Annotated in this window: 17 protein-coding genes and 1 tRNA gene; 1 reads left to right on the forward strand and 17 read right to left on the reverse strand. The window is 39.3% G+C overall.

All coding sequences use genetic code 11. The features are described 5' to 3' along the window. Positions 1-21: 21 nt before the first annotated feature. From JNG87_RS07350 to JNG87_RS07410, 13 genes are all read right to left on the reverse strand, one after another. On the reverse strand, positions 22-1,626 hold the full coding sequence (locus JNG87_RS07350; protein WP_202842927.1) for a glycoside hydrolase 43 family protein: 1,605 nt from the start codon (positions 1,624-1,626) through the stop codon (positions 22-24). An 86-nt stretch (positions 1,627-1,712) separates the two neighbouring features. Next, positions 1,713-3,431, reverse strand: a complete 1,719-nt coding sequence (locus JNG87_RS07355) for a glycoside hydrolase family 43 protein (protein ID WP_202842929.1) — start codon at positions 3,429-3,431, stop codon at positions 1,713-1,715. Between the two features lie 179 nt (positions 3,432-3,610). Next, positions 3,611-4,885: an MFS transporter gene (locus JNG87_RS07360; RefSeq protein WP_202842931.1), complete on the reverse strand. Its 1,275-nt coding sequence runs from the start codon at positions 4,883-4,885 to the stop codon at positions 3,611-3,613. A gap of 4 nt (positions 4,886-4,889) precedes the next feature. Beyond that, complete coding sequence (locus JNG87_RS07365; protein WP_202842933.1) at positions 4,890-5,522, reverse strand: bifunctional 4-hydroxy-2-oxoglutarate aldolase/2-dehydro-3-deoxy-phosphogluconate aldolase; 633 nt, start codon at positions 5,520-5,522, stop codon at positions 4,890-4,892. Then, positions 5,519-6,517, reverse strand: a complete 999-nt coding sequence (locus JNG87_RS07370; RefSeq protein WP_202842935.1) for a sugar kinase — start codon at positions 6,515-6,517, stop codon at positions 5,519-5,521. The genes JNG87_RS07365 and JNG87_RS07370 overlap by 4 nt, the downstream gene beginning before the upstream one ends. Positions 6,518-6,521: 4 nt before the next feature. Continuing rightward, positions 6,522-7,940, reverse strand: coding sequence for a glucuronate isomerase (uxaC, locus tag JNG87_RS07375; RefSeq protein WP_202842941.1), 1,419 nt, complete (start codon positions 7,938-7,940; stop codon positions 6,522-6,524). 224 nt (positions 7,941-8,164) lie between these two features. Continuing rightward, the gene (locus tag JNG87_RS07380) at positions 8,165-8,980 is read right to left on the reverse strand and encodes an SDR family oxidoreductase (RefSeq protein ID WP_202842944.1); all 816 of its coding nucleotides are present in this window, start codon (positions 8,978-8,980) and stop codon (positions 8,165-8,167) included. Between the two features lie 31 nt (positions 8,981-9,011). After that, positions 9,012-10,187 carry a mannonate dehydratase gene (gene uxuA / locus JNG87_RS07385; protein ID WP_202842946.1) on the reverse strand — a complete coding sequence of 392 codons (1,176 nt, stop codon included), beginning with the start codon at positions 10,185-10,187 and terminating at the stop codon, positions 9,012-9,014. A gap of 79 nt (positions 10,188-10,266) precedes the next feature. Next, positions 10,267-12,225, reverse strand: a complete 1,959-nt coding sequence (locus JNG87_RS07390; RefSeq protein WP_202842949.1) for a RagB/SusD family nutrient uptake outer membrane protein — start codon at positions 12,223-12,225, stop codon at positions 10,267-10,269. Between the two features lie 12 nt (positions 12,226-12,237). Further along, positions 12,238-15,132 (reverse strand): SusC/RagA family TonB-linked outer membrane protein, encoded by a 2,895-nt coding sequence (locus JNG87_RS07395; protein ID WP_202842954.1) that lies wholly within the window; start codon positions 15,130-15,132, stop codon positions 12,238-12,240. Positions 15,133-15,225: 93 nt separating this feature from the next. Beyond that, positions 15,226-16,554: a xylose isomerase gene (gene xylA, locus JNG87_RS07400; protein ID WP_110009770.1), complete on the reverse strand. Its 1,329-nt coding sequence runs from the start codon at positions 16,552-16,554 to the stop codon at positions 15,226-15,228. Between the two features lie 107 nt (positions 16,555-16,661). Then, the gene (locus tag JNG87_RS07405; protein WP_202842956.1) at positions 16,662-18,146 is read right to left on the reverse strand and encodes a xylulokinase; all 1,485 of its coding nucleotides are present in this window, start codon (positions 18,144-18,146) and stop codon (positions 16,662-16,664) included. A gap of 15 nt (positions 18,147-18,161) precedes the next feature. Continuing rightward, positions 18,162-18,887, reverse strand: coding sequence for an NUDIX hydrolase (locus JNG87_RS07410; protein WP_047430953.1), 726 nt, complete (start codon positions 18,885-18,887; stop codon positions 18,162-18,164). Positions 18,888-19,531: 644 nt separating this feature from the next. Between JNG87_RS07410 and JNG87_RS07415 the strand changes: the two genes are divergently transcribed. Then, positions 19,532-19,675 carry a helix-turn-helix domain-containing protein gene (locus JNG87_RS07415; protein WP_238349688.1) on the forward strand — a complete coding sequence of 48 codons (144 nt, stop codon included), beginning with the start codon at positions 19,532-19,534 and terminating at the stop codon, positions 19,673-19,675. A 92-nt stretch (positions 19,676-19,767) separates the two neighbouring features. Here JNG87_RS07415 and JNG87_RS07420 read toward each other — a convergent pair. The 4 genes from JNG87_RS07420 to JNG87_RS07435 form a co-directional block, all read right to left on the reverse strand. Continuing rightward, positions 19,768-19,852 (reverse strand) — tRNA-Ser (locus tag JNG87_RS07420). A 197-nt stretch (positions 19,853-20,049) separates the two neighbouring features. Then, a complete protein-coding gene (locus tag JNG87_RS07425; RefSeq protein WP_110009767.1) occupies positions 20,050-20,544 on the reverse strand; it encodes a hypothetical protein in 495 nt (164 codons plus the stop codon). 74 nt (positions 20,545-20,618) lie between these two features. Beyond that, complete coding sequence (locus tag JNG87_RS07430) at positions 20,619-21,095, reverse strand: hypothetical protein (protein WP_202842960.1); 477 nt, start codon at positions 21,093-21,095, stop codon at positions 20,619-20,621. 52 nt (positions 21,096-21,147) lie between these two features. Continuing rightward, complete coding sequence (locus tag JNG87_RS07435; protein ID WP_202842963.1) at positions 21,148-21,738, reverse strand: SMI1/KNR4 family protein; 591 nt, start codon at positions 21,736-21,738, stop codon at positions 21,148-21,150.

The following is a 21,738-nucleotide window of genomic DNA, read 5'->3' on the forward strand; positions in this document are numbered from 1 at the left end:
CATTTTCTGTGCTTCTGCTTATTATTTTCCAGTTTCATTGATCCTAAAAAAATCAACATCTACGAAGCCTCCGGTATTTTTAGTGGCATAATTGAAAACTGCGAATTTTGATCCCATAAAAAATCTACGGTAATCAAAGATCATTTTGTAATCTTTTGCCATTTCCGTCCAGTTCTTCTGATCAGTACTGTAATAAAAGTCTGCAAGATCTTTCCCGAGGTTAAAATCAGCATCAATACGGAGAAAAACCTTATCTGAATTGAGAGGAATCCGTTTTTTTTCTTCTTTTTTAACTCCAGTAATGGCTTTTGTTTTATTGTCCAGGCTCACTTCGTTGGTTGAAAAAACAATGAATTTTTCTCCAGCTTCCTTCACTACTGACAAGATCCCGGAATCCCCGTTGAAGGCACTGAAACCAGCTATATCTCCATCTTTCATTCCTTTAAGGTCAATGGCGACAACCGCTGAAGAAGTCGGACCTTCCATTCTCTGGGTCAAAGTGTTGGGAGCTGCGTACAGATTGTCTACTACTCTGCTGGTTTTCAGTGTCAGAAAGCCTTTTCTATCAGATAAAGACCACGCTTCATTCACCGGATTATGATTCCATTGCCACTGGATTTTCATTGTTTTATCAGAGAATTCATCGCTTTCCACCAGATGATTTTTGGGTTTGAACGGCGGAAGCGGAACTTCTCCTTTCAAAGTAACTTTTCCGTTATCCCCCAATACCGGCCAGTCATTTTCCCATTGTACAGGCAGAAGCAGCGGAACGCGTCCCACTCCGTTTCTGTCCTGGAAAATAAGGGAATACCAGTTTCCGTTTTTATCATCTATCAAAGCACCCTGACCTGCATAGGAAAATCCTAAAAAATTATCTTCCAGAATTACTTTTTTCTCGTAAGGTCCTGTCACTTTATCTGCTCTGTAGACGACCTGGCGGCGTTTTCCGTTTTTGGGCCAGGATATCATCATCATATAATATTTCCCGTTTCTTTTGATGATCTGGTTTCCTTCAAGAAGTCCGGTTTCCGAAGCATCTTTCTGAAATACCTCAGTTCCATCCGGATTTCCGATAACCTCTTTGAAATCGGGACTCAGTTCAAAAACTTTGTTGGAAGTAAAAACGTATATCCTGTCATCATCAAAAAATAAAGACGCATCATGAAAATGCCGTGTTCTGGTGATGAGTTTCCATTTTCCCTTTTCAGGATGATCAGTTACATAGAAATAAGATTTGAAAGGTTCATCATTCGGAGAGAATAAAACGTAATATTTTCCTTTATGATAACGGATTGAAGAAGCCCATTGACCCCTGCCGTAAACGGTTCCGTTCAATAAATCATATTTCGAGTTGTCATTCAAAGTATCGAAAACATAACCAGACATTTCCCAATGTACCAAATCCCTGGAATGCATTACCGGAGCTCCCGGCATCAGATGCATGGTGGTACTGATCAGGTAAAAATCATTTCCGTTTCTGGTAATGGATAAATCCGGTGCATCTGCCCAGATGATGGGATTGGTAAATGCGGTACTCTGTTTTCCGGAAGGATTTACCTGGGCTGAAAGAAGATTCAGCCCGATAAATCCCAATAAAGAAACTATATAAGATTTTTTGATTTTCAAGGTTTTGATATTTTGGTTCGATTTAATTCTTTACAATCTTAAAAGGAACACTTCGACAAGCTCAGTGTGACATTGCTAATACTAACTTAATTCGGTACAATATCATTGGAAGATGTACTGTAAAGCCCGATAAGGCTTCCTGTAAAGCCTCCCGCTATATCAGTAGAAAGAATATCTCCTGAAACCGGTCCTCCCAAATTTTTATAATTCGTGCCATCCAGTGAATAATTAAAGCTATGTTCATCTTTATCGGCAACAACCTGCAGTTTAACCGGTTTGGATAATGAAATCTTCTCGCTGGCGATCAGCTTTGATTGCCCTTTTTCTGTTCTTTCCAATACGATGTAGAAATCTTTATCTTTTTTTGTGATTCCGAAAACATAATTGAATGTTTCACTTTGATAACAGGTAATTCCTGCCAGCTCTTTTCCTGATTTAGGCTTAAAATCCAAGGTTACAGAGGTTTCAAAATCTTCGTGTTGTAATCTGTGGAATAATGCCGAAACCGGGGCCAATGCTTTGATATTGGTTGCAAAAGGGTTTACTTTTACACCATTTTTTGTTGCAGTAATGAAGTTTTCACGAGGACCACGCATGGCAATCCAACGGAAATCGAGGTTTTTATCGGTTAGTTTATCGTTGTATGTAAAGTTGCCGTTCGGGAAAAATCCGGTTTGTCCGGTTTGATTCTGAACACCTTGTGGCATTTTCAATTTTGGTTTCATCGGAACCAGGCCATTTTGGAAAACAGGATACGTTCCGCTCCAGTCTACAGGAAGAATGAACGTTTCACGGCCTTTGTTAACACGGTTGCTGACATTCGGACGAATTGCTAAAAATACGCCATACCATTGTCCGTTCGGACCTTCCACTAAATCTGCATGACCTGCCCAATCCACTTTTTCCTTTCTGTCTCTCGGAAAATATCTTTGCGTAAGAATTGGATTATTTTTAGCGGGAACAAACGGTCCTTTCGGAGAATCTGCCATAAAAATCACTTCGCTATGGTTGCCTCCGGTTCCGCCTTCTGCACACATCAGGTAGTATTTACCGTTCTTTTTGTAAATATGGGGACCTTCAATCCAGATCGGTTTTTGGGAAAGATCCACGCCTCCGTTTACAATAATCTTATCCGAGCCCGCAACTACCTGGTCTTTTTCGAGATCATAGTCCCAAATCTTAATAACACGGTGGCCGTTGTACTGCTCAGTACCTTTCGGCGGAGCATCATTGTGAACGATATATGCTTTTCCATCATCATCAAAGAAAACAGAGGGATCAATACCGTCAAAGTTTAGCTTTTGGACTTCGCTCCATCCTTTTGACGGATCTTTGGTTTTTACGACCATATTTCCGATACCACCTGCAAACTGGGTAGTAATCATATAAAAAGTATCGTTGTGCTTATTGTATTTGATATCCGGTGCATAAATTCCATGCGAAACGCCCGAATTTTCAACTTTAAGCTGGGAAGGTCTGTCTAAAACGTGCCCTACCTGCTTCCAGTTTACCAGATCTTTAGACGTAAAAATCGGAACGCCCGGAAACATTGAGAAAGAAGAGTTTACCAGATAATAATCGTCGCCTTTTTTTGTAATGCTTGGATCGGGATAACAGCCCTGTAAAATCGGAGAATAAAATTCGTCCGGTTTAAGAGGGTTGTCATTATATATTTTATCGTTTCCACGGTAATTAAAGTCTGAGAATGTCTGGGCAGAAATCGAAGTCACCGATAGCAAAGCAGCTGCTGCAAGGATATTCGTTTTATTTCTGAAGAAAGCTAAATTCATTATATTCTGTTTCATTGTTATTCTTTTTTTATAGTTTTTAAAATGTATATTTTTGAATAGGTGTTGTTCTTTTTAACGCTAAGTCCGCAAATTTTTTAACTACATCCTTAATAAGGTTCACAAGGGCGTTACACTCAGCAATGCGTATCATATTTTATTATTATAATCGATTACAGATCATTATTTAATAGTTTTTATAAGGTTTTCTTGCGGTTGATTATTTTAATCAATCCCCAGGCTGTAACATAGGATATTCCGGCTATGAAAAATATAATGTTGTAGCCCCCGTTGATGTTTCCTGATTTTTTAAAAGCGTCGAGAACAATTCCAATAAAAAGCGGAAAAATAATTCCTGCCGCTGAGCCCAGCATTCCGCCAAAACCAATGACAGAACTGACATAATTATTAGGCAACTGATCTCCGACCGTAGTCATAAGATTGGCTCCCCATCCTTGATGCGCAGCTGTTGCCAAGGCAATGATGATCGTGATCATCCACATATTATCTACATATTTTGAGAACATGACCGGAACCACCATTAATGCAAATAATAACATTGTAATACTTCTGGCCCTTCCAATGGCCCAGCCTTTTTTGATCAGAAATGATGAGAGATAACCTCCGCCAATACTTCCGATGGTAGTTCCGCTGTAAATAATAATCAATGGAAGGGATGGTTTTGTTAAATCCATTTTGAATACATCCGAGAAATACGCCGGAAGCCAGAACATGAAGAAATACCAGATAGGATCGGTTAACATTTTACCGATGGCAAATGACCATGTTACTTTATATTTCAGTAATTCCGATAAAGGAATTTTGGTTTTTTCCTCTGCTTTTTCAGCCTGATCGCTTTTTATGTACTGCAATTCTTCCTTGCTGATATTTTTGGCTTTTTCCGGTATGGTATAAAATTTCCACCAAAGAATAATCCAAACCATGCCCAAAGCACCAATCCATACAAAGGTCTGTCTCCAGCCGTAATGCCCAAGAATGAACGGAACCAATAGCGGCGCCAAAATAGCTCCCACCGTCGCTCCTGAGTTAAAAATTCCCGTAGCCAGTGCTCTTTCTTTTTTGGGAAACCATTCAGCCACTGATTTGATGGCAGCAGGGAAATTTCCTGCTTCACTAATACCTAAGGTACTTCTCGCAATGATAAACCCGATGGTACTTTTTACAAAACCATGTCCTATTGAGGCAAGACTCCATACAATAAGGGAAACCGCATACCCGATTTTGGTTCCTACCCTGTCTATAAACCTTCCCATGGCCATATACCCGATGGCATAAGTCGTGGTAAAGGCCATGACGATATAACTGTAATCTTTTTCATCCCAGCTGAATTCTTTTTCCAGCACAGGTTTCAGCAAACCCATTACCTGACGGTCAAGATAATTGATCGTAGTGGCGAGGAAGACAAGAGACAGCATCCACCATCTTATATTGCGGTTTTGAGGAGCCTGCATTGAGTTATTGATTAAGTTGTTGTAATAATTTTTTTGTTTTCAGAGTCAGTTCATCTTCATTATTATCTTTTCCGATGAGAGAGCTTCCCAGCCCTGCTGCTATGGCACCTCCATTGAGCCATTCACTGATATCTTCAGTTTCAGCATGGATTCCTCCGGTGGGCATGAAATTCATTCCCGGAAAAACAGGCTGTACCGATTTGATGTAGTTCTTCCCTAAAGAATCAGCCGGGAATATTTTAACCAGTTTTAAACCCTTCTGATAGGCAATATTGATATCGGAAGGGGTAAAACAGCCCGGAATCAGAAGTATATTTTTTTCAAAGGCATGTTTTACCAATGCTTCACTGATCACTGGTGTAATGATAAAATCTGCTTTTGCATGAGCATAATCATCCATTTCTTTTATGTTTTTCACCGTTCCGATTCCTAACAGAAGACCAGGAAATTCTGTATGGGAAATTTCTTTCAGCTTAGTGAAATTTTCCAATGCCTGATGGCCGCGGTTGGTATATTCTATCACACGGATTCCTGCTTCGTATAAAGCTTTTACGATAATTTTTGAGACCTCAAACGATTCGTTATAGAATAACGGAACTATTTTCTGGTCTTTTATTTTTTGTAGTATTTCACTCATAATGTTTCGATATTAATGCTTTCATCAATGGTATCTCCCTTTACAAAAAGTTTTTTAAAAGCAACTTTTGTCGCATCCTCAAGGATCTGCTCATCAGAATTTCCTTTTAAAATTCCATGAATCAAGGCGGCCATAAAAGAATCACCGCTTCCTACCCTTTCATCGATTTTATCTGAATTATATTTTTCTGAAATCAAAAGCTGTCCATCAGCAAATAAGGTGGCAAAGTAATTCACCTGTTCTCCGTTTGTAAAGCGGAAGGTATTCGCAACTTTTTCCACCTCCGGGAATTGTCTTCTGATTTCCAATGCTGTTTTTTCGGCCTGTTTCAGAAGATTTTCATCATCAAATTTTCCGTTAAGTTCATATTCAACCTGAATATCCAGGAACTGCCCGACAGCCCAGATATTTCCCATGAGAACATTCACAAAAGGCATCAGCTCTTTAATTTTGTGAGGGTTCTGATTTTGCCAAAGCAACGCCCTGTAATTCAGGTCGAGGGAAACCGTAATATTTCTTGCTCTGGCTTCTTTCATGATTTGCAGACATTTGCGGAATGCGTTGTCACTCAATGCCGGTGTGATGGTACTGATATGCAGCCATTTTACCTCTGAAAATAGTTCATCATCACTGAAAGTTTCAAAATCCGATTGGGTAAAAACAGACGGAAAGCGGTCGTACACTACTGAAGCGTTCTGCATATCTCCATCAGAAGAAAGGTAAAATGTTCCTATTCTCCCTTGAGTTTTTTCTGCAAGGACTTCTATTCCTTTATTGTTAAGCTGGGATTCCAGCTGGTTTCCTACGAAATTTTCCGGTAAAGCTGATAATAATTTCACAGGATTCTTCCACTGGGAAAGTGCTGCTGCCACATTATATTCAGCGCCGCCAACATACATCTTCAGAGACTGCTCATTCAACCAGTTTCCTTCGGAATCCGGGGCAAAGTGGAGAAGCAGTTCCCCGAAACATAGTATTTTAGCTGAATTCTGCATGGTATTAGATTTCAAAATAGTTTTTTGTATTATGATAACAGATATCCTGAATGATCTTTCCTACCCATTTTTCATCATCGGGAAGAAGACCTCTTTCCATTTCACTTCCGAACAGATTGCACAAAAGCCTTCTGAAATAATCATGTCTTGAGAATGACAGCAGGCTTCGGGAATCGGTCAGCATGCCGACAAAAGTGCTGATCAGACCGATATTGGAAAGTGTATTCATCTGTTTCGTCATCCCGTCGAGCTGATCGAGAAACCACCAGGCTGCTCCAAACTGTACTTTGGATTTAATGCCTCCTTCATTGAAATTTCCGGCAAGTGCTGCCAGAACTTCATTACATGCCGGATTCAGATTGTATATGATGGTTTTGGCCAGTTTTCCTTCTGAATTCAATGCATCCAGCAAAACGCTCAACCGCTGTGCATAATAGGGTTCTCCAATGGCATCGTATCCTGCATTGGCACCCATTTTTTTGAACATTTCTGAATTGTTGTTTCGGGTTGCCCCTACATGAAACTGCTGTACCCAGCCTTTTTCTGCGTACATTTTGCAAAGCTCTTTCAGCATATAGCCGCATAATGCATCGGGATCGGAAAATGTCGAAATATTCCCTTTCAGGAATTCGGAAAACTCTTTTTCAAGGTTTTGATTCCACTTTGTGGTATCCGGAAAATATTCAAAGCCGTGATCAGCAACTTTTGCCCCTGCTTCCACAAAATAATTGATTCTGCCCTGAAGTGCATTCAACAGATCAGAAGCTGATGTGATTGAAAACCCACAGACTTTTTCAAGCTTTTTAATTCCTGAAATATACTGTTCGGGATTGATTATATTGATATAGGCATCAGGGCGGAAAGCCGGAAGAACAGCTGTTTTAAATCCACTGTTTTTTAATGCTTTATGATGAACCAGATCATCAGCAGGATCATCTGTAGTACATAAGGCTTCTACTTTAAAATTTTCAATAATGGATTGTGGTAAAAAACCAGGTGTCTGCAGACTTTCATTCATCTGATGATACACCGTATCTGCATTTTTGGGTGATAAATACTCGCTGATTCCAAAAGGATTTTTGAGTTCCAGATGAGTCCAGTGAAACAAGGGATTGCGAAGAGTATAAGGCACCACTTCGGCCCATTTCATGAATTTTTCATAATCTGAAGCATTTCCGGAAATATACTGTTCATCAATGCCAAAATTTCTCATGGCTCTCCATTTGTAATGATCACCATCCAGCCAGATAGCGTTTGGAGAACGGAAATTCTGATTAGCAGAAATAACATCCGGTTCCAGGTGATTGTGATAATCGATCACCGGCATGTCTTTGGCATATCCGAAATACAGATTCTCTGCCTTTGCTGATTCAAGCAGAAACAATTCTCCGAAAACGTTTTTATTTTTAATGGAATTACTCATTATTTATTTTTACAATCCTGGATTTTAATTAACTTGTTTACACTCTGCAAAACCACAAAGTCACAAAAGCTTTGTTTTTAGAACACTTCAATTATGATTATGCAGAAAAGTTCACATAAGATGAAAATCAATGATTTTCACAACACTTAGGTGTCTACATTTAAAAACAGAACCCTTAATGAAACCACTAAGGTTCTGTTTGATGATATGAAGAAATTAGCTTTTTATACTCCGCTGAATGCGCTGAAACCTCCATCAACAGGAATCAGTGCTCCTGTGATAAAACTTGCTGCACCGGAACACAGAAACTGTACAACCCCGCTCAGTTCTTCTACTTCTCCAAATCTCTGCATGGGTGTTTTCGCCATTACTTTTTTACTTCTTTCCGTTAAGCTTCCATCCGGATTCAGAAGGATTGCGCGGTTCTGATCTCCAATGAAAAATCCGGGAGCCACGGCATTAACGCGTATTTTATCTCCAAATTTCAATGCCAGGTCAGAAGCCAGCCATTGCGTAAAATTGGTAATTGCTGATTTGGCGGCAGAATATCCGGCCACTCTTGTAATTGCTGAATACGCAGCCATGGAAGAAATATTAATAATGTTTCCGCTCCCCTGCTCAGCCATTACTTTTCCGAAAACATAGCTGGGGTAAACGGTTCCGTTGATATTCAGATCGGTAACCTCTGCCCATCCTTTCATATCCATATCAAAAAATGACTGTTCGGGAGATAAGGTGGCTGCCGGAATATTTCCACCCGCTATATTGAGCAGAATATCAATACGTCCATACTTTTCCTTTATTTTCACTGAAGCGGCTTCAAGGCTTTCAATATCCATCACATTGGCTTCTACAGCAAGTGTATCCCCACCCAAATCTGTCAGTTCTTTTACCCGGGCATCCAATGTTTCCTGGTTTCTTCCCAGTGCAACAACTTTTGCTCCGGCCTCTATAAAACTTTTGGCAAGGCTGCCTCCCAAAACGCCCGAAGCCCCTGTGATGACTGCTACTTTGTTTTCAATACTAAACAGGTCTTTCATTTTACTTTTTATTATTTATTACAAACGCAGATTAATTTTTTTGTAATTCCGACTGTACTGCAGCCATTACTCCTTCGATCTGGCCCAATGCCAGCATTCTTCCTAAAAATGAATAGCCGGGATTATATCCTTTGTCAATATCTTCCGTTAAAAGTCTTCCATGGTCAATTCTCATCGGAAGATCAGGATTTTCTTTTTCGAATACACGGATTACTTCAATGAGCTTTCCTCTTCCTCCCAGATGATGAGCCTCGATAAAATCACCGTTTTCAAAGACATTTGTACTTCTCAGGTGAACGAATTTGGTACGGTGAGCAAATTTTTGCGCAAGCTTTGGAACATCATTCTGAAGGTTGGCGCTTAAAGATCCGGCACAGAATGTTAATCCGTTGTGAGGATTATCAACAGCTTTCAGAAGCCAGTCGATATCTTCTTCATTGGTTACTATTCTGGGTAAGCCCAGTAATGAAAAAGGCGGATCATCAGGATGTACACACATCTGGATATTCCATTTTTCGCATACAGGCATTATTTTTTCAAGGAAATATTTCATGTTCTGACGAAGCTGATGCTTATCTATACCATCGTACAAAGCCAGCAGACTGTTGAACTTTTCTACAGGATTCAATTCGCCTTCTTTGATATTTCCATTCACGAATCCCTGTGTTTTTACAATGACTGAGTCTATCAGGTCATGATTATCTTTTTCTGTTAATGTATTTTTTAATTCTTCTACTTTTTGAAGGATTTCAGGGTCATAATCGTGTTCTGCTCCTTCTCTTTTAAGGATATGAATTTCGAAGTACGCAAACTTGGCTTTGTCAAAATAAAGTGAGGATGACCCATCTTCCCATTCGTGAAAGAGGTCGGTTCTTGCCCAGTCGAGAACGGGCATGAAGTTGTAGCAAACTGTTGTAACACCTGCTTTACCAAGATTTTCAAGGCTTATGATATAATTTTCTATTAAAGAGTCACGGTCTTCACCTCCGTATTTGATGGCTTCGCTCACGGGAAGACTTTCCACAACAGACCAGCGAAGTCCGTGGCTTTCTATATAGTTTTTATAATCATTGATGGCCTCTGAATTCCAGATTTCTCCGTTTGGGATATCGTGCAGGGCAGAAACAATTCCTTCTACTCCTATTTGACGAAGTGTGCTGAGTGCTATTTTGTCTTTTTTGCCAAACCAACGCCAGGTTTTTTCCATAGTTTTAAAATTTAATTCAGATAAACAAAGCAGGTGCTTTTCACACCTACTCTGTTACTGATATGAATGTAGAATGAAATTAATTGTATCCCGGATTCTGATATTTTGCTTTAATATCTGCTGATACTTCCATCGCATCAATCTGATTCTGAGGAATCGGTCTCAGATAATGAAAAGGTTTTATTGTTCTTGTCACCGTCTGTGGATCATGATCTCCATAAGAAGCTCCTCCAATCTGATAACTTGCCGCATAATCTCCCCACTTCTGTGTACGTACCAGATCATACCATCTGTAGAATTCTCCGTAATATTCACGGGATCTTTCTGCAAGGATATAATCAATGGTAATTACAGATGGCGTAGCAGCCGTCATCGCTGCACTGTTATCCGCTACATAAGCGGTATTCTGTGCATTATTGAACTTCCATTTTCCGGCACGGGCACGGATGACGTTGATAAGATCTCTGGCTGTCATAGCTCCTGAAGCTCCTTTTACAGCTGCTTCTGCAGCAATAAAATAGAATTCTGAAAATTTGGCAACACTGAAAGGACGGGTTAATCCTGCATTCGGATATCCTAAACCATTTGGATCATCGGTACGGTAAGTTCCTATTTTCCAAAGACCCGGATATACAATTCTACTGATTCCGTTCGGTGCGATCACCCAGTCTGCTCTTCCCGGAAGGGTTCCTGCTCCTACACCGCTTTGTCCGGATCCTGTAGGATAAGAAGGCGTCTGGCTGTCATCATTCAGGAAGCTTAAGATTGCTCCTCCCGGCTGTACAGGTAAATTATTGGCATTATAAAGTACAGGAACCGTTGTAAGGCCTGTTCCATTCTTGTTCCAGTTTCCTCTGTAGGTGGTTACAAAAGTTCCATCATAACGGGAATCGTTGGTTTTATCTGCAAAAGTATTTTTGATAACACCTAAGGTAGGACACATACGCACCCATGGACGTCCCAATGGCTGTGCTGCTTCTCTCTGTACGGCGCTTACAACGTCCGCTCCTTCCCAAGCTGTGGTTTTACTGCTTTTGATGGCAGTATAGTTCCAGGTCTGCATCCATGCTGCAAAATTGTCCGGTGCCCAGCCTGATCCAAATCCTACAGGATCACTTTCGTTGTAGTATGTACTTGACTGTGTATGGTCTGCATACAGCATAGATTCGGTATTTCTGTCATTGGAACCTACATTCACATCATAGAAGGTAGGCTGAAGCGCATAAGGTCCGGGATTGTTGATTCCTTCCATGGCGATATCATAAGCCTGCTGAAAATACCACTGGGCATTGTGCCCGTCAGGATCAGTTCTTGTCACTTCAGGATAAGTTGGAATGCTGTTGGGATTCTGCAGCCACCATCCATAAGTAAGGTAAGCTTTGGCAAGCATCAGTCTTGCAACATTTTTGGTTACACCTCCCGTTACCCTTGGTGATGCAGGTAAATTTTCTATTGCTTTTTTAAGGTCAGCAAAAACAGTTTTTGTATATACTTCCGGTACGTTATTTCTTACGGAAGAGGTGGAAGGTAAAGTGTTATATTTCAATTCTCCTGCACCTAAATCCAGAGGAACTCCTCCATAGGTCTGTACGAGCATGAAGTAGTAAAATCCGCGGAAGAAACGGGCTTCAGAGATCATAGATTCTGCAATTCCGAATCCAGGTCCTTTTTCAATGATTCCGTTGGCAGTATTGATATACGGAAATACGGAGTTCCAGACCATACTTGTAGGAAAAGTATTGGAATTGATAATACCGTTTCCGGACATATCCAATTCTTTGAAGTTTCCATCCGCACTTTGTGCCCAGGTAGATTCGTCAGTTCCGTTCTGACAATTGCTCATAAAGTAGCCATTGCCATACAGTAATCTCATCTGTCTGTATAAAGCCGTAAATCCCTGATTAACTCCATCCGGTGTATTAAAATAGTCAGCTGTATAGATTGCTCTTGGCTGCTCATCAAGAATTTCACTACAACCTGTAAATGTTAAGGATAAAAAGATTGCTCCTAATAGCAGTTTTTTGTTAAAATTTATCATGACAGTACAGTTTTAAAAGGTTAAGTTAAGTCCCATTAAGTAATTTCTTGTGGAAGGGTTGTTCGTTCCTATGACAAGCTGGCGGTTTGGATATCCGCTTACTGCCTGGTTTTCATTTCCGAAAGAGTTTGGTTCCGGATCCATTCCTGAGAACTTATGATAAGGTGAGAATAGTACAACAGGATTGGTTACCGTAAAGTAAATTCTTAAGCTGGTAATTTTCAGATCCTTTAAAAAATCTTTATTGACATTATAGCCTAATGTAATGGTACGAAGCTTAAGGTAAGAAGCATCAAACATTGCTAAAGTAGAAGAATACTTCGGATTATCGCCGCTCAAATGACGTCCCGGACGCGGAAAATAAGCACCGGTATTATCTTCTGTCCAGTAATCCACATCCACGTTATTCCCTCTACCCGTTAATCTGTTAAGATAACTTGCAGATCCGTAAATCGTACTCACAAGGATTCCTCCGTGCTGGAAAGCTCCTACTGTGCTCAGTTCAAAGTTCTTGTAGGCAAAGCGCATATTAAATCCTCCCTGGAATTTCGGAGCGGTATCAAAAATCTGTCTGTCATCCGGTCCTATTGCTCTTACCGGAGTTCCGTCAGCATTATAGCCTCCGGTGTAAAGAACCTTGATAGATCCTATAACATCCGCAGCAGTTCCCGGCTCCAGAATGCTCTGATACGGGTCGCCAGCCTGCCAAAGACCGATGTACTGATAATCATACAATGAATTGATATTATGCCCTACAAACCATGAGTTATTGATGTCCCGTTGTGTTCCGGATGCAAGAGATAAAATTTTGTTTTTATTGGTGTAAAAATTAACTCCGGCTTCCCATGTAAACCCATCCGGGTTATCAAAAATAACTCCGTTCAAGGAAATTTCCACCCCTTTATTTTCCGTTTCGGCTACATTGGAAACGATGGATGACCAACCGCTTGTTGCCGGAAGACTTTTTTGTGTCAGCAGGTCAAATGTATGGGTTTTGTAATATTCCACACTTCCCGTAAGGCGGTTGTTCAGGATCCCGAAGTCTACCCCGTAGTTTTGTGTTTTTGAATATTCCCATCCAAGGTTTGGATTAGGCGGCTGATTTCCATAGATTCCTGCACTTCCTGCGCTTCCGTAGTTATAAGGAGCCACGTTAAATCTTCCCATCGTAGTGTATGGATCTACTGCCTGATTGGAAGTCTGCCCCCATCCTGCTCTGAATTTCAGAAGATTAATCGCTTTGATATTCTCCATGAAGGATTCGTTGGTAACATTCCATCCTAGTGATAATGCGGGATAGGTATGCCATTTGTTACCCGGTGCCAGTCTGGAAGATCCGTCGGCACGGAGTGTGGCTGTAAGCATGTACCTGTTATCATACGTATACATGATTCTTCCCATCGCTGAAAGCAGGCCTGTTTTCCAGTACGCCTGGTCTTCAGGTCTTACTGTAATATCTGCCTGAGGAGACTGTCCCAGGTTATAATACTGAAAAAAGTCTGCAGGGACATTTTTTGCACTCATGTATGAACTTGTATACTTGTTCTGTTCTGCAGAGTATAATGCTACAGCGTTGATCTTATGTTTTCCGAATGTACGGTCGTACGTCAGGAGGTTTTCCAATACCCAGTGATAAGTCTGGTTATTCCCTTTTCCTGCCGCTGACGGTCCCAGAGGATTTGTATTGAAAACTCCTACACCACTATAGTTTCCACTGTTTGAAGTACGGAAATCCAACCCTACATTTAACCTGTATTTCAATCCTTTGACTGGAAGGCTGACTTCTCCGTAAAGGTTGTTATAGGATGCAAAAGATTTGGTTTCATCAATATATTTCTCTGCCAGGCTCTCCAGGCTTCTTCTGGTATAAATCCATGTCTGATCGATACCGCCTGCGGTGCTCATTACTCTTTTCGGGCTTCCGTCCGCATTGTAAGGATTGGCAATCGGAGAATATCCCAGAACCGCTCCCGGATTTACTCCGTTTCCTTCAGAGACAGAATAGTTTGTATTGGTTGTAAAACCAAACTTAAAGACAGATCCTACCTGCTGGTCAATCGCCATTCTCAGGGCAAATCTTTCGTAACTCTGAATAGGAATTAATGCATTTTGTTTAAAATAGGATAATCCTACATTATAATTTCCACCTTCTGTTCCTCCTGAAACCCCTACATCGTGACTGGTCATCATCGCCGGCTTATAAAACAGGCTTTGCCAGTCAGTATTGACGCTGTTATTTTCATCAGCCCCGTTGGAATACAATGGCGTTTTATTTCCCGCAGGAATGGCATAAGCACGCAGTTTTGCAAACTTAGGACCATCCATCATCGGATATTTTGAAAACAAGGTCTGAACTCCTGTAAAGGTGTTATAGGTAAATTTAGGCCTCTGCCCTTTTGCTCCTCTGTTGGTTGTAACGAGAATAACACCGTTTGCTCCTCTTGACCCGTAGATGGCTGTAGCAGAAGCATCTTTCAGGATGTCAATACTTTTGATATCACTTGAGCTGATGTCTCCCAGTGATCCTACGAAAGGAATACCATCCAATACAATCAATGGGTTATTATCTCCTGTCAGAGATCGTGTTCCCCTGATACGGATCTGCATGGCAGCACCCGGTTTAGTGGAGGTTTGCGAGATATCTACCCCTGCCGTTCTTCCCTGTAATGCCTGGGTAATGTTGGCAGAAGGTACTTCACGCAGGGCATCTCCTTTTACAGTGGCTACAGAACCTGTTACAGCCTCTTTTCTCTGGGTTCCATATCCTATCACAACAACTTCATCTATTTTATTTTCTTTAGCTACTGTATCTTTCTTAACCTGTGAATATGCTATGCCGCAAGGCAATAGAGTCATTGCAAAAAACAGTGCTGCTCTATTGCTTTTATTGAAATAAAATCGGTTCATAATTATTATTTTAGTATTAGTTGTTGAATAAAAGTCTCTTTAATAATTATTGTGTATAAAAATCCTTAGTGTTGATAAGCCTTTTATTTTTAATTATATATACATATTCACGATGGCTTCAAACAATTCCTGTTTTCCGCTTTTTGGCTGTGGTTCGCCGATTTCGTGAGCTATTCTCTGCAGATCTTCCAGTGTAAGTGAACCTTCTTCAAATGCTTTTCCGTTTCCGTTATCAAAAGAAGCATAACGGTCTGTCCTCAGCTTTTTGTAATCTGAATTTTCAAGGATATCAGCCGCTGCAAGAAGACCTTTTGCGAATACATCCATTCCTGAGATGTGGGAAATGAACAGATCTTCAGCATCAATAGAATTTCTTCTGATTTTGGCATCAAAATTCACCCCTCCGGTTCCCAGACCTCCTGCCGGAAGCAGCACCAGCCACGCCTGAACCATGTCGTAATAATCAATTGGGAACTGGTCTGTATCCCATCCGTTCTGATAATCTCCCCTGTTGGCATCAATGCTTCCTAAAAGTCCTGCATCTACTGCAACCTGAAGCTCATGTTCGAATGTGTGACCTGCCAATGTAGCGTGATTCACTTCGATATTCAGTTTAAAATCCTTATCTAATCCGTAATGTCTAAGGAATCCGATTACTGTTTCAGAATCATAATCGTACTGATGCTTGGTAGGCTCCATTGGTTTAGGTTCAATCAGGAAAGTTCCTTTAAAACCTTGCTGGCGTGCATAGTCTCTTGACATGGAAAGGAAACGGGCAAGGTGATCTTTTTCACGCTTCATGTCTGTGTTCAAAAGGCTCATATATCCTTCTCTTCCACCCCAGAAAACATAATTTTCACCACCAAGCGCTATGGTTGCATCTATTGAATTTTTCACCTGAGTTCCTGCACAGGCTACTACATCAAAATTCGGATTGGTAGAAGCACCGTTCATGTATCTTTCATGAGTGAAAACATTGGCTGTTCCCCATAAAAGCTTAATTCCTGTTTCCTGCTGTTTTTGTTTTGCATATTCCACAATAGTCTGCATATTTTTCTCGTAGTCCTTCCAGTTGTTGGCAGGGTCTACCAGATCGATATCATGGAAGCAGTAGTAATTGAATCCCATTTTAGACATGAATTCGAAACCTGCATCCATTTTGTGCATTGCTCTTGTTACCGGATCGTTTCCGATATCCCACGGGTGGTGAATGGTAGGTCCTCCGAACGGATCGCTTCCGTTGGCACATAAGGTGTGCCACCATGCCATCGCAAATCTTGTCCAGTCTTTCATAGGTTTTCCCATCACGATCTTTTCCGCATCATAGTAACGGAACGCCAACGGGTTCTTACTTTCCTTCCCTTCAAACTTAATTTTTTCAATACCTGTAAAAAACTCTTTTGTACCTGTTAAAGTGTTCATATTTATTTGATTATTTTTATTTTTGTTTTTAATTTTTTGCGTAGAAATTCCCTTCTCACTGATTCTGAAAAGTCAGTAAGAGGATGAAAAATGCTGTTGTAATGGTCCTAGATTATTTCGTTAAGATGATGTTTCCATCTGGCATAGGCTTCTAAATATTGTTCCTGTTTTTCGTGTTCGGGCTCTATCACCGCTATTTTTTCGAGTGAAGAGAATGCTTCTCTGGAATCTGAATAAAATCCTATTCCCATTCCTGCAGCTCTTGCTGCTCCTACCGCTCCATCGGTATCATAAAGTTCAATAACCGCGTTGCTGACACTGGATAGCGACTGGCGAAAGATTGAACTTAAAAACATATTGGCATTTCCTGCACGGATCACCTGGATATCCATGCCTATATTTCTCATGATATCCATTCCATATTCATAAGAGAATACAATACCTTCCTGTGCTGCACGAAGAATATCGCCTTTTGAATGGATATTGAAGTTTATTCCGTGAATTGAACAGCTTGTATCCTTATTTTCCAGCACTCTTTCCGCTCCGTTTCCAAAAGGAATGATGCTTAATCCTTTAGATCCGATGGGTGAAAGTGAAGCCATATCATTCATATCACCATAGGAAGAAAGCGAAGTTGCAAAATTGTGCTTCAGCCAGGAATTTAAAATTCCGGTTCCGTTGATACACAGTAAAACCCCAAGCCTGATCTGTTCCGGTGTGTAATTGACATGGGCAAATGTATTGACCCTTGATAATTTATCATATTCCAGCTGGTCCAGCACTCCATAAACCACTCCTGAAGTTCCTGCTGTAGAGGCAATTTCTCCAGGGTTAAAGACATTCAGGGAAAGCGCATTGTTGGGCTGGTCTCCCGCTCTGTAAGAAATAGGTGTACCTTCCTTTAAGCCTAATTCTTCCGCTGCTGCCCTTGAAACTGTTGCCTGAATACCAAATGTAGGTACAATTTCCGGGAAGAAACTTTCAGGAATTCCATAGTGGTTAATGATATCTTCCGAAATGCAGTTGTTTTTAAAATCCCAGAATATTCCTTCTGATAATCCTTCAATGGTCATTCCTATCTGTCCTGAAAGTCTCATGGCAATATAGTCCCCGGGAAGCATTATTTTATCTATCTTTTCAAAGATCTCAGGTTCGTTTTCTTTTACCCAGGCAAGCTTTGATGCTGTAAAGTTTCCCGGTGAATTCAACAGATGTGAAAGACATTTTTCTTCTCCTATGGTTTTGAAAGCCTTTTCACCATGAGGTACAGCACGGCTGTCGCACCAGATAATGGATGGTCTTAAAAGGTTCTGATCTTTGTCTACAAGAATCAACCCATGCATCTGCCAGGTAATTCCGATTCCTTTAATATCTTCTGCATGTACTCCGGATTCATGCATGACAGCTTCGTGTGCCAACTTCAGATTGATCCACCAGTCTACCGGATTTTGCTCTGCCCATCCGGGATTTATAGCAGTGATTTTCATCTCTTTTTTGGGAGAAAATTCAGAAGCAATCACTTTTCCGCTGGACGCCTCAATGAGACACACTTTCACAGAAGAACTGCCAATGTCATAGCCTAGTAAGTACATAATTTTTTAAAAGGGTTATTTTATAAGTTTTGTATTGTTTTTCTTGTAGATCTTAGCATCAAATCGGTAATATCTTGCTGCGCGGTGTGATACATCTTTTTGAATTTCATCCAATGGAACGATATAGGGGAATGAGGATATTTTTTTATGAAAATTCTTAATATCAATATTCTTTTCATTTAGAGCACTGTACAGCTGATAAAGCTGTCTTATGGTGAATCTTTTAGGCAGCAGCTCAAAAATAATGGAGAAATCAGATTCAATCCATTTTCTGATCTCCATTAAAGATTCAGTGATAATTTTGTTATGATCAAAAGGCAGTACCGGAACCTCATCAATAGGATACCAGTCTACGGTATCATATTTTGTACTGTTGATTTTATGATCTATTTTACAAAGAGAAAGATAGGCCACCGTAATAATCCTGTCTATATGATGTTTGTATTCCTGATCCATCCATTTGATATCATGGGCATTGCTCGCTCTCATGGGATCGGCAAAGCATTTGAACTGTTTGAGAACCATTTTTTTAATCCCTGTCAGTTCATGAAGTACCCTTTGTGCTGCATCATCTACATCCTCATCGCTGAAAATCAGACTTCCAGGAAGTTTGATCTGCTTTTCCAACGGAACGTCATCAACATGGCGTTGTACTAGTAATATATTCAACCTGTTTTCATGGTCAAATCCAAAGACAACACAATCTACAGAGACATAGGTATGAATAAAGTTCTGATTCATTAGTTTGTTAACATTTTGGTAACATTACAAATATAAAAATTCATCTGAATAAAAAAAATAAATCCGCTATTATCTACTGCTTATCAATGATTTACATATCGAATTTTTATGATATCAATTGTATAAAAAATATGATAAGGTTATCATTAATTTTACACTTACTTATTTCATAAGACATGAATTCACAATCAATTGCAATTTCACAATACCCTTAAAAAGATTATTTTTTTTTGAATAAATATTATGATAAGAACAATTATTTTTTTTTTCATTTTGCACGAAAAAAAAATGTAAAAAGCACACTTTTCATTATTAAAAAAGAGGCAAATCATCATTTTCGATTACCATTTTTTACGCTCTAACTACAAATAATTACGAAACAGTCAGCCTAAACAATAATATGATATAAGAATGTAAACATGAAAACACTCCACAAAACAGCACCTGGAAACACCTGAAAATTTCGGAAATCAGAGAACAAAAAAACCTGCAAAAATGGGATTCTGCAGGATTAGATGAAAGTTACGTTTTCCCAATCTTGAACTTAAAAATATCTGAAAGATTTACATTAACGAATCACCTGCTTTCTAATAATGTATATTTTCTTTTCTTGATCCTAAAAAATGCTTAAGATTTTCCGGCCTATGGAATTAATTAAAGATACCGATCTGAATATGACTGAAATTACCTATGAAATTGGGTACTCCCATATTGCCGCTTTCAGCAATAATTTTTATCAACTTACCAATATGAGACCTACCGAATTCAGGACAATGTCCAGAATATGAAAAATCATTTATCAGATGTGATTCTAAGGAATTGCTCTTTAGAATGATGAGCAATAAAAAAATCCTTGAATCATTTGATTCAAGGATTTTTGCGGAGAGTGAGGGATTCGAACCCCCGGACCTGTTACAGTCAACAGTTTTCAAGACTGCCGCAATCGACCACTCTGCCAACTCTCCTTAAACTCTGGTAGCACCGTTGTTTTCAGTGGTGCAAATATAGAAAGTTTTTTATTACTGACAAAATATTTTTTCAATAAAATTCGTATTTCTGCAACTTTGCAGAAAACTTTATTTTCTCAAGTTTGTCAAACATAAACATTAAGAACTCACCATCAGCTATTTATCCTTACACAGAAAGTATTAAGCTTTAAATACTATCCGTAGTAATATTCAGTGGTGATATCTCCACTAAAAGCAGGATGCATGTCCTGTTTCTGCATATTCAGTTCAAATAATCTTTCACCATTTTTATTTCCGCCCCTTATTTTTAAGGAGTACCACCCGTTTTCAAGAGAAAGGGTAACACTGTTTTCTTCACTGATGGCAGCGATATCCTTCAGATATCCAATGCCGACAATTTTTACTTCATTATTCGCCGTCTGAAATATCCAGCCTTTTGATTCCACCTCTACTTCTTCATCACTCAGAATCTTTTCATCATTCACAGAAACACGGAATGCATAATAATCTTCTTCTACCCCTATTATCGGAATAGCAATTCCCGACTTTGTTATTTCATCGCCATGTTCATTTTCTACGAAATATTTTAAAATATTAGTACCTGAAAGCTGATGATCCTGCAGATACTGCGCTAAAAGCTGTGGACTGAATATCACGAAACCTTTAAGTTCAGAGAATATTTTTTTCATAATATATTTGAATTGGATTTGGATTACATATTATTTTTTATTCTAATGATTTAATAAACTTTACAATACTTGCCTCAAAAACTAAGAACTGTCCGAGCAGATTTCTGAAAATCCGTATCATTAAGTAACTTCTTTAGTATTTCATTTCTTTCATCTATGTCAGAAGTTTTTTTGATAACGTCAAAAGCATTATAACGTATATCAATATCTTCATCTATGTTTAAAACCAGATTTTTTGCGACAGTTCTTATTTGAGAATATTCTACAAAATTTACCATCGCACTTGTTGCATAGTTTTTAACATCGTAATCTTCTGTATTTTCGATAACTCCAATGAGGGTTTTCGTAATCTTGTCTTTTATATGAATCGGAATTTCAGCAATTTCTAAAATTTTCGATGCTTCAGTACGGGCTAAATCATAATCTTCTTCATCTTGAATAATATGATCCAATAATTCCCATTTGGATGGCTCATCTTCAAATTCAATTTTCTTTAAAAATTCTACCCGATCCCAGTCATGTAAATTGAAGTACTCAGATTTGATTGACATTACTATAGTTTTTATTCAGTTTAATGCTCGATCTCGTTCAGCCTGCTTCACTTTAATCAATAACTTCCTCAAGCCAATCAAGATACCAACGTTCAAAAGATATTGCCAAGCCATCATCATCCAGTAAAGGATTTATGCCTCCATAATCAGCTCTGTCATCAGTCCAAATTTTTCCACGTTCACTTCCGTTTACAACCAAAAGATATGTACATCCATGCCCAATATGACAAATCTGTAAACATCCATTTATATGGCCAGTATCCATATATGGATTTAATTGGTCTTCATTTGGCCGCTCTCCACCATCCCAATCAATATCAAAAATCCAATCTTCATTCCAGCTTTCAGAATAAGGAAAAGGTATTGATAAATCAATCGCAGGTTTTGTTCTGAGCTTAAAGTCAATCATTGATTCCTGTAATGATAAAAGGCCATAATCAGGCCCAATGCAACCATTCCCTATTTTCGTAATAAAATCTCTGTAATCTTCAGGAAACTTAATTTTATTGTTATTTTCAATAGAAAAAACTTCTGATTCGGGGATAACAGGATTAAGAAAAAACTCTTTTGGTACTATTGTATTCAATTTCCCTGGATTGGCTTTAAGAAAATTTAATTTTTCTTTTATGTAATTTATGTTCAT

The organism is Chryseobacterium cucumeris (assembly GCF_016775705.1).
Classification (GTDB): Bacteria; Bacteroidota; Bacteroidia; order Flavobacteriales; family Weeksellaceae; genus Chryseobacterium; species Chryseobacterium cupriresistens.

Bases quoted from the DNA above. Each gene is read 5' to 3' on its own strand.
- JNG87_RS07355 (WP_202842929.1), bottom strand. From the start codon at position 3,431: ATGAAACAGAATATAATGAATTTAGCTTTCTTCAGAAATAAAACGAAT.
- JNG87_RS07360 (WP_202842931.1), bottom strand. From the start codon at position 4,885: ATGCAGGCTCCTCAAAACCGCAATATAAGATGGTGGATGCTGTCTCTT.
- JNG87_RS07365 (WP_202842933.1), bottom strand. From the start codon at position 5,522: ATGAGTGAAATACTACAAAAAATAAAAGACCAGAAAATAGTTCCGTTA.
- JNG87_RS07370 (WP_202842935.1), bottom strand. From the start codon at position 6,517: ATGCAGAATTCAGCTAAAATACTATGTTTCGGGGAACTGCTTCTCCAC.
- uxaC (WP_202842941.1), bottom strand. From the start codon at position 7,940: ATGAGTAATTCCATTAAAAATAAAAACGTTTTCGGAGAATTGTTTCTG.
- JNG87_RS07380 (WP_202842944.1), bottom strand. From the start codon at position 8,980: ATGAAAGACCTGTTTAGTATTGAAAACAAAGTAGCAGTCATCACAGGG.
- uxuA (WP_202842946.1), bottom strand. From the start codon at position 10,187: ATGGAAAAAACCTGGCGTTGGTTTGGCAAAAAAGACAAAATAGCACTC.
- JNG87_RS07390 (WP_202842949.1), bottom strand. From the start codon at position 12,225: ATGATAAATTTTAACAAAAAACTGCTATTAGGAGCAATCTTTTTATCC.
- JNG87_RS07395 (WP_202842954.1), bottom strand. From the start codon at position 15,132: ATGAACCGATTTTATTTCAATAAAAGCAATAGAGCAGCACTGTTTTTT.
- xylA (WP_110009770.1), bottom strand. From the start codon at position 16,554: ATGAACACTTTAACAGGTACAAAAGAGTTTTTTACAGGTATTGAAAAA.
- JNG87_RS07405 (WP_202842956.1), bottom strand. From the start codon at position 18,146: ATGTACTTACTAGGCTATGACATTGGCAGTTCTTCTGTGAAAGTGTGT.
- JNG87_RS07410 (WP_047430953.1), bottom strand. From the start codon at position 18,887: ATGAATCAGAACTTTATTCATACCTATGTCTCTGTAGATTGTGTTGTC.
- JNG87_RS07415 (WP_238349688.1), top strand. From the start codon at position 19,532: ATGGAATTAATTAAAGATACCGATCTGAATATGACTGAAATTACCTAT.
- JNG87_RS07425 (WP_110009767.1), bottom strand. From the start codon at position 20,544: ATGAAAAAAATATTCTCTGAACTTAAAGGTTTCGTGATATTCAGTCCA.
- JNG87_RS07430 (WP_202842960.1), bottom strand. From the start codon at position 21,095: ATGTCAATCAAATCTGAGTACTTCAATTTACATGACTGGGATCGGGTA.
- JNG87_RS07435 (WP_202842963.1), bottom strand. From the start codon at position 21,738: ATGAACATAAATTACATAAAAGAAAAATTAAATTTTCTTAAAGCCAAT.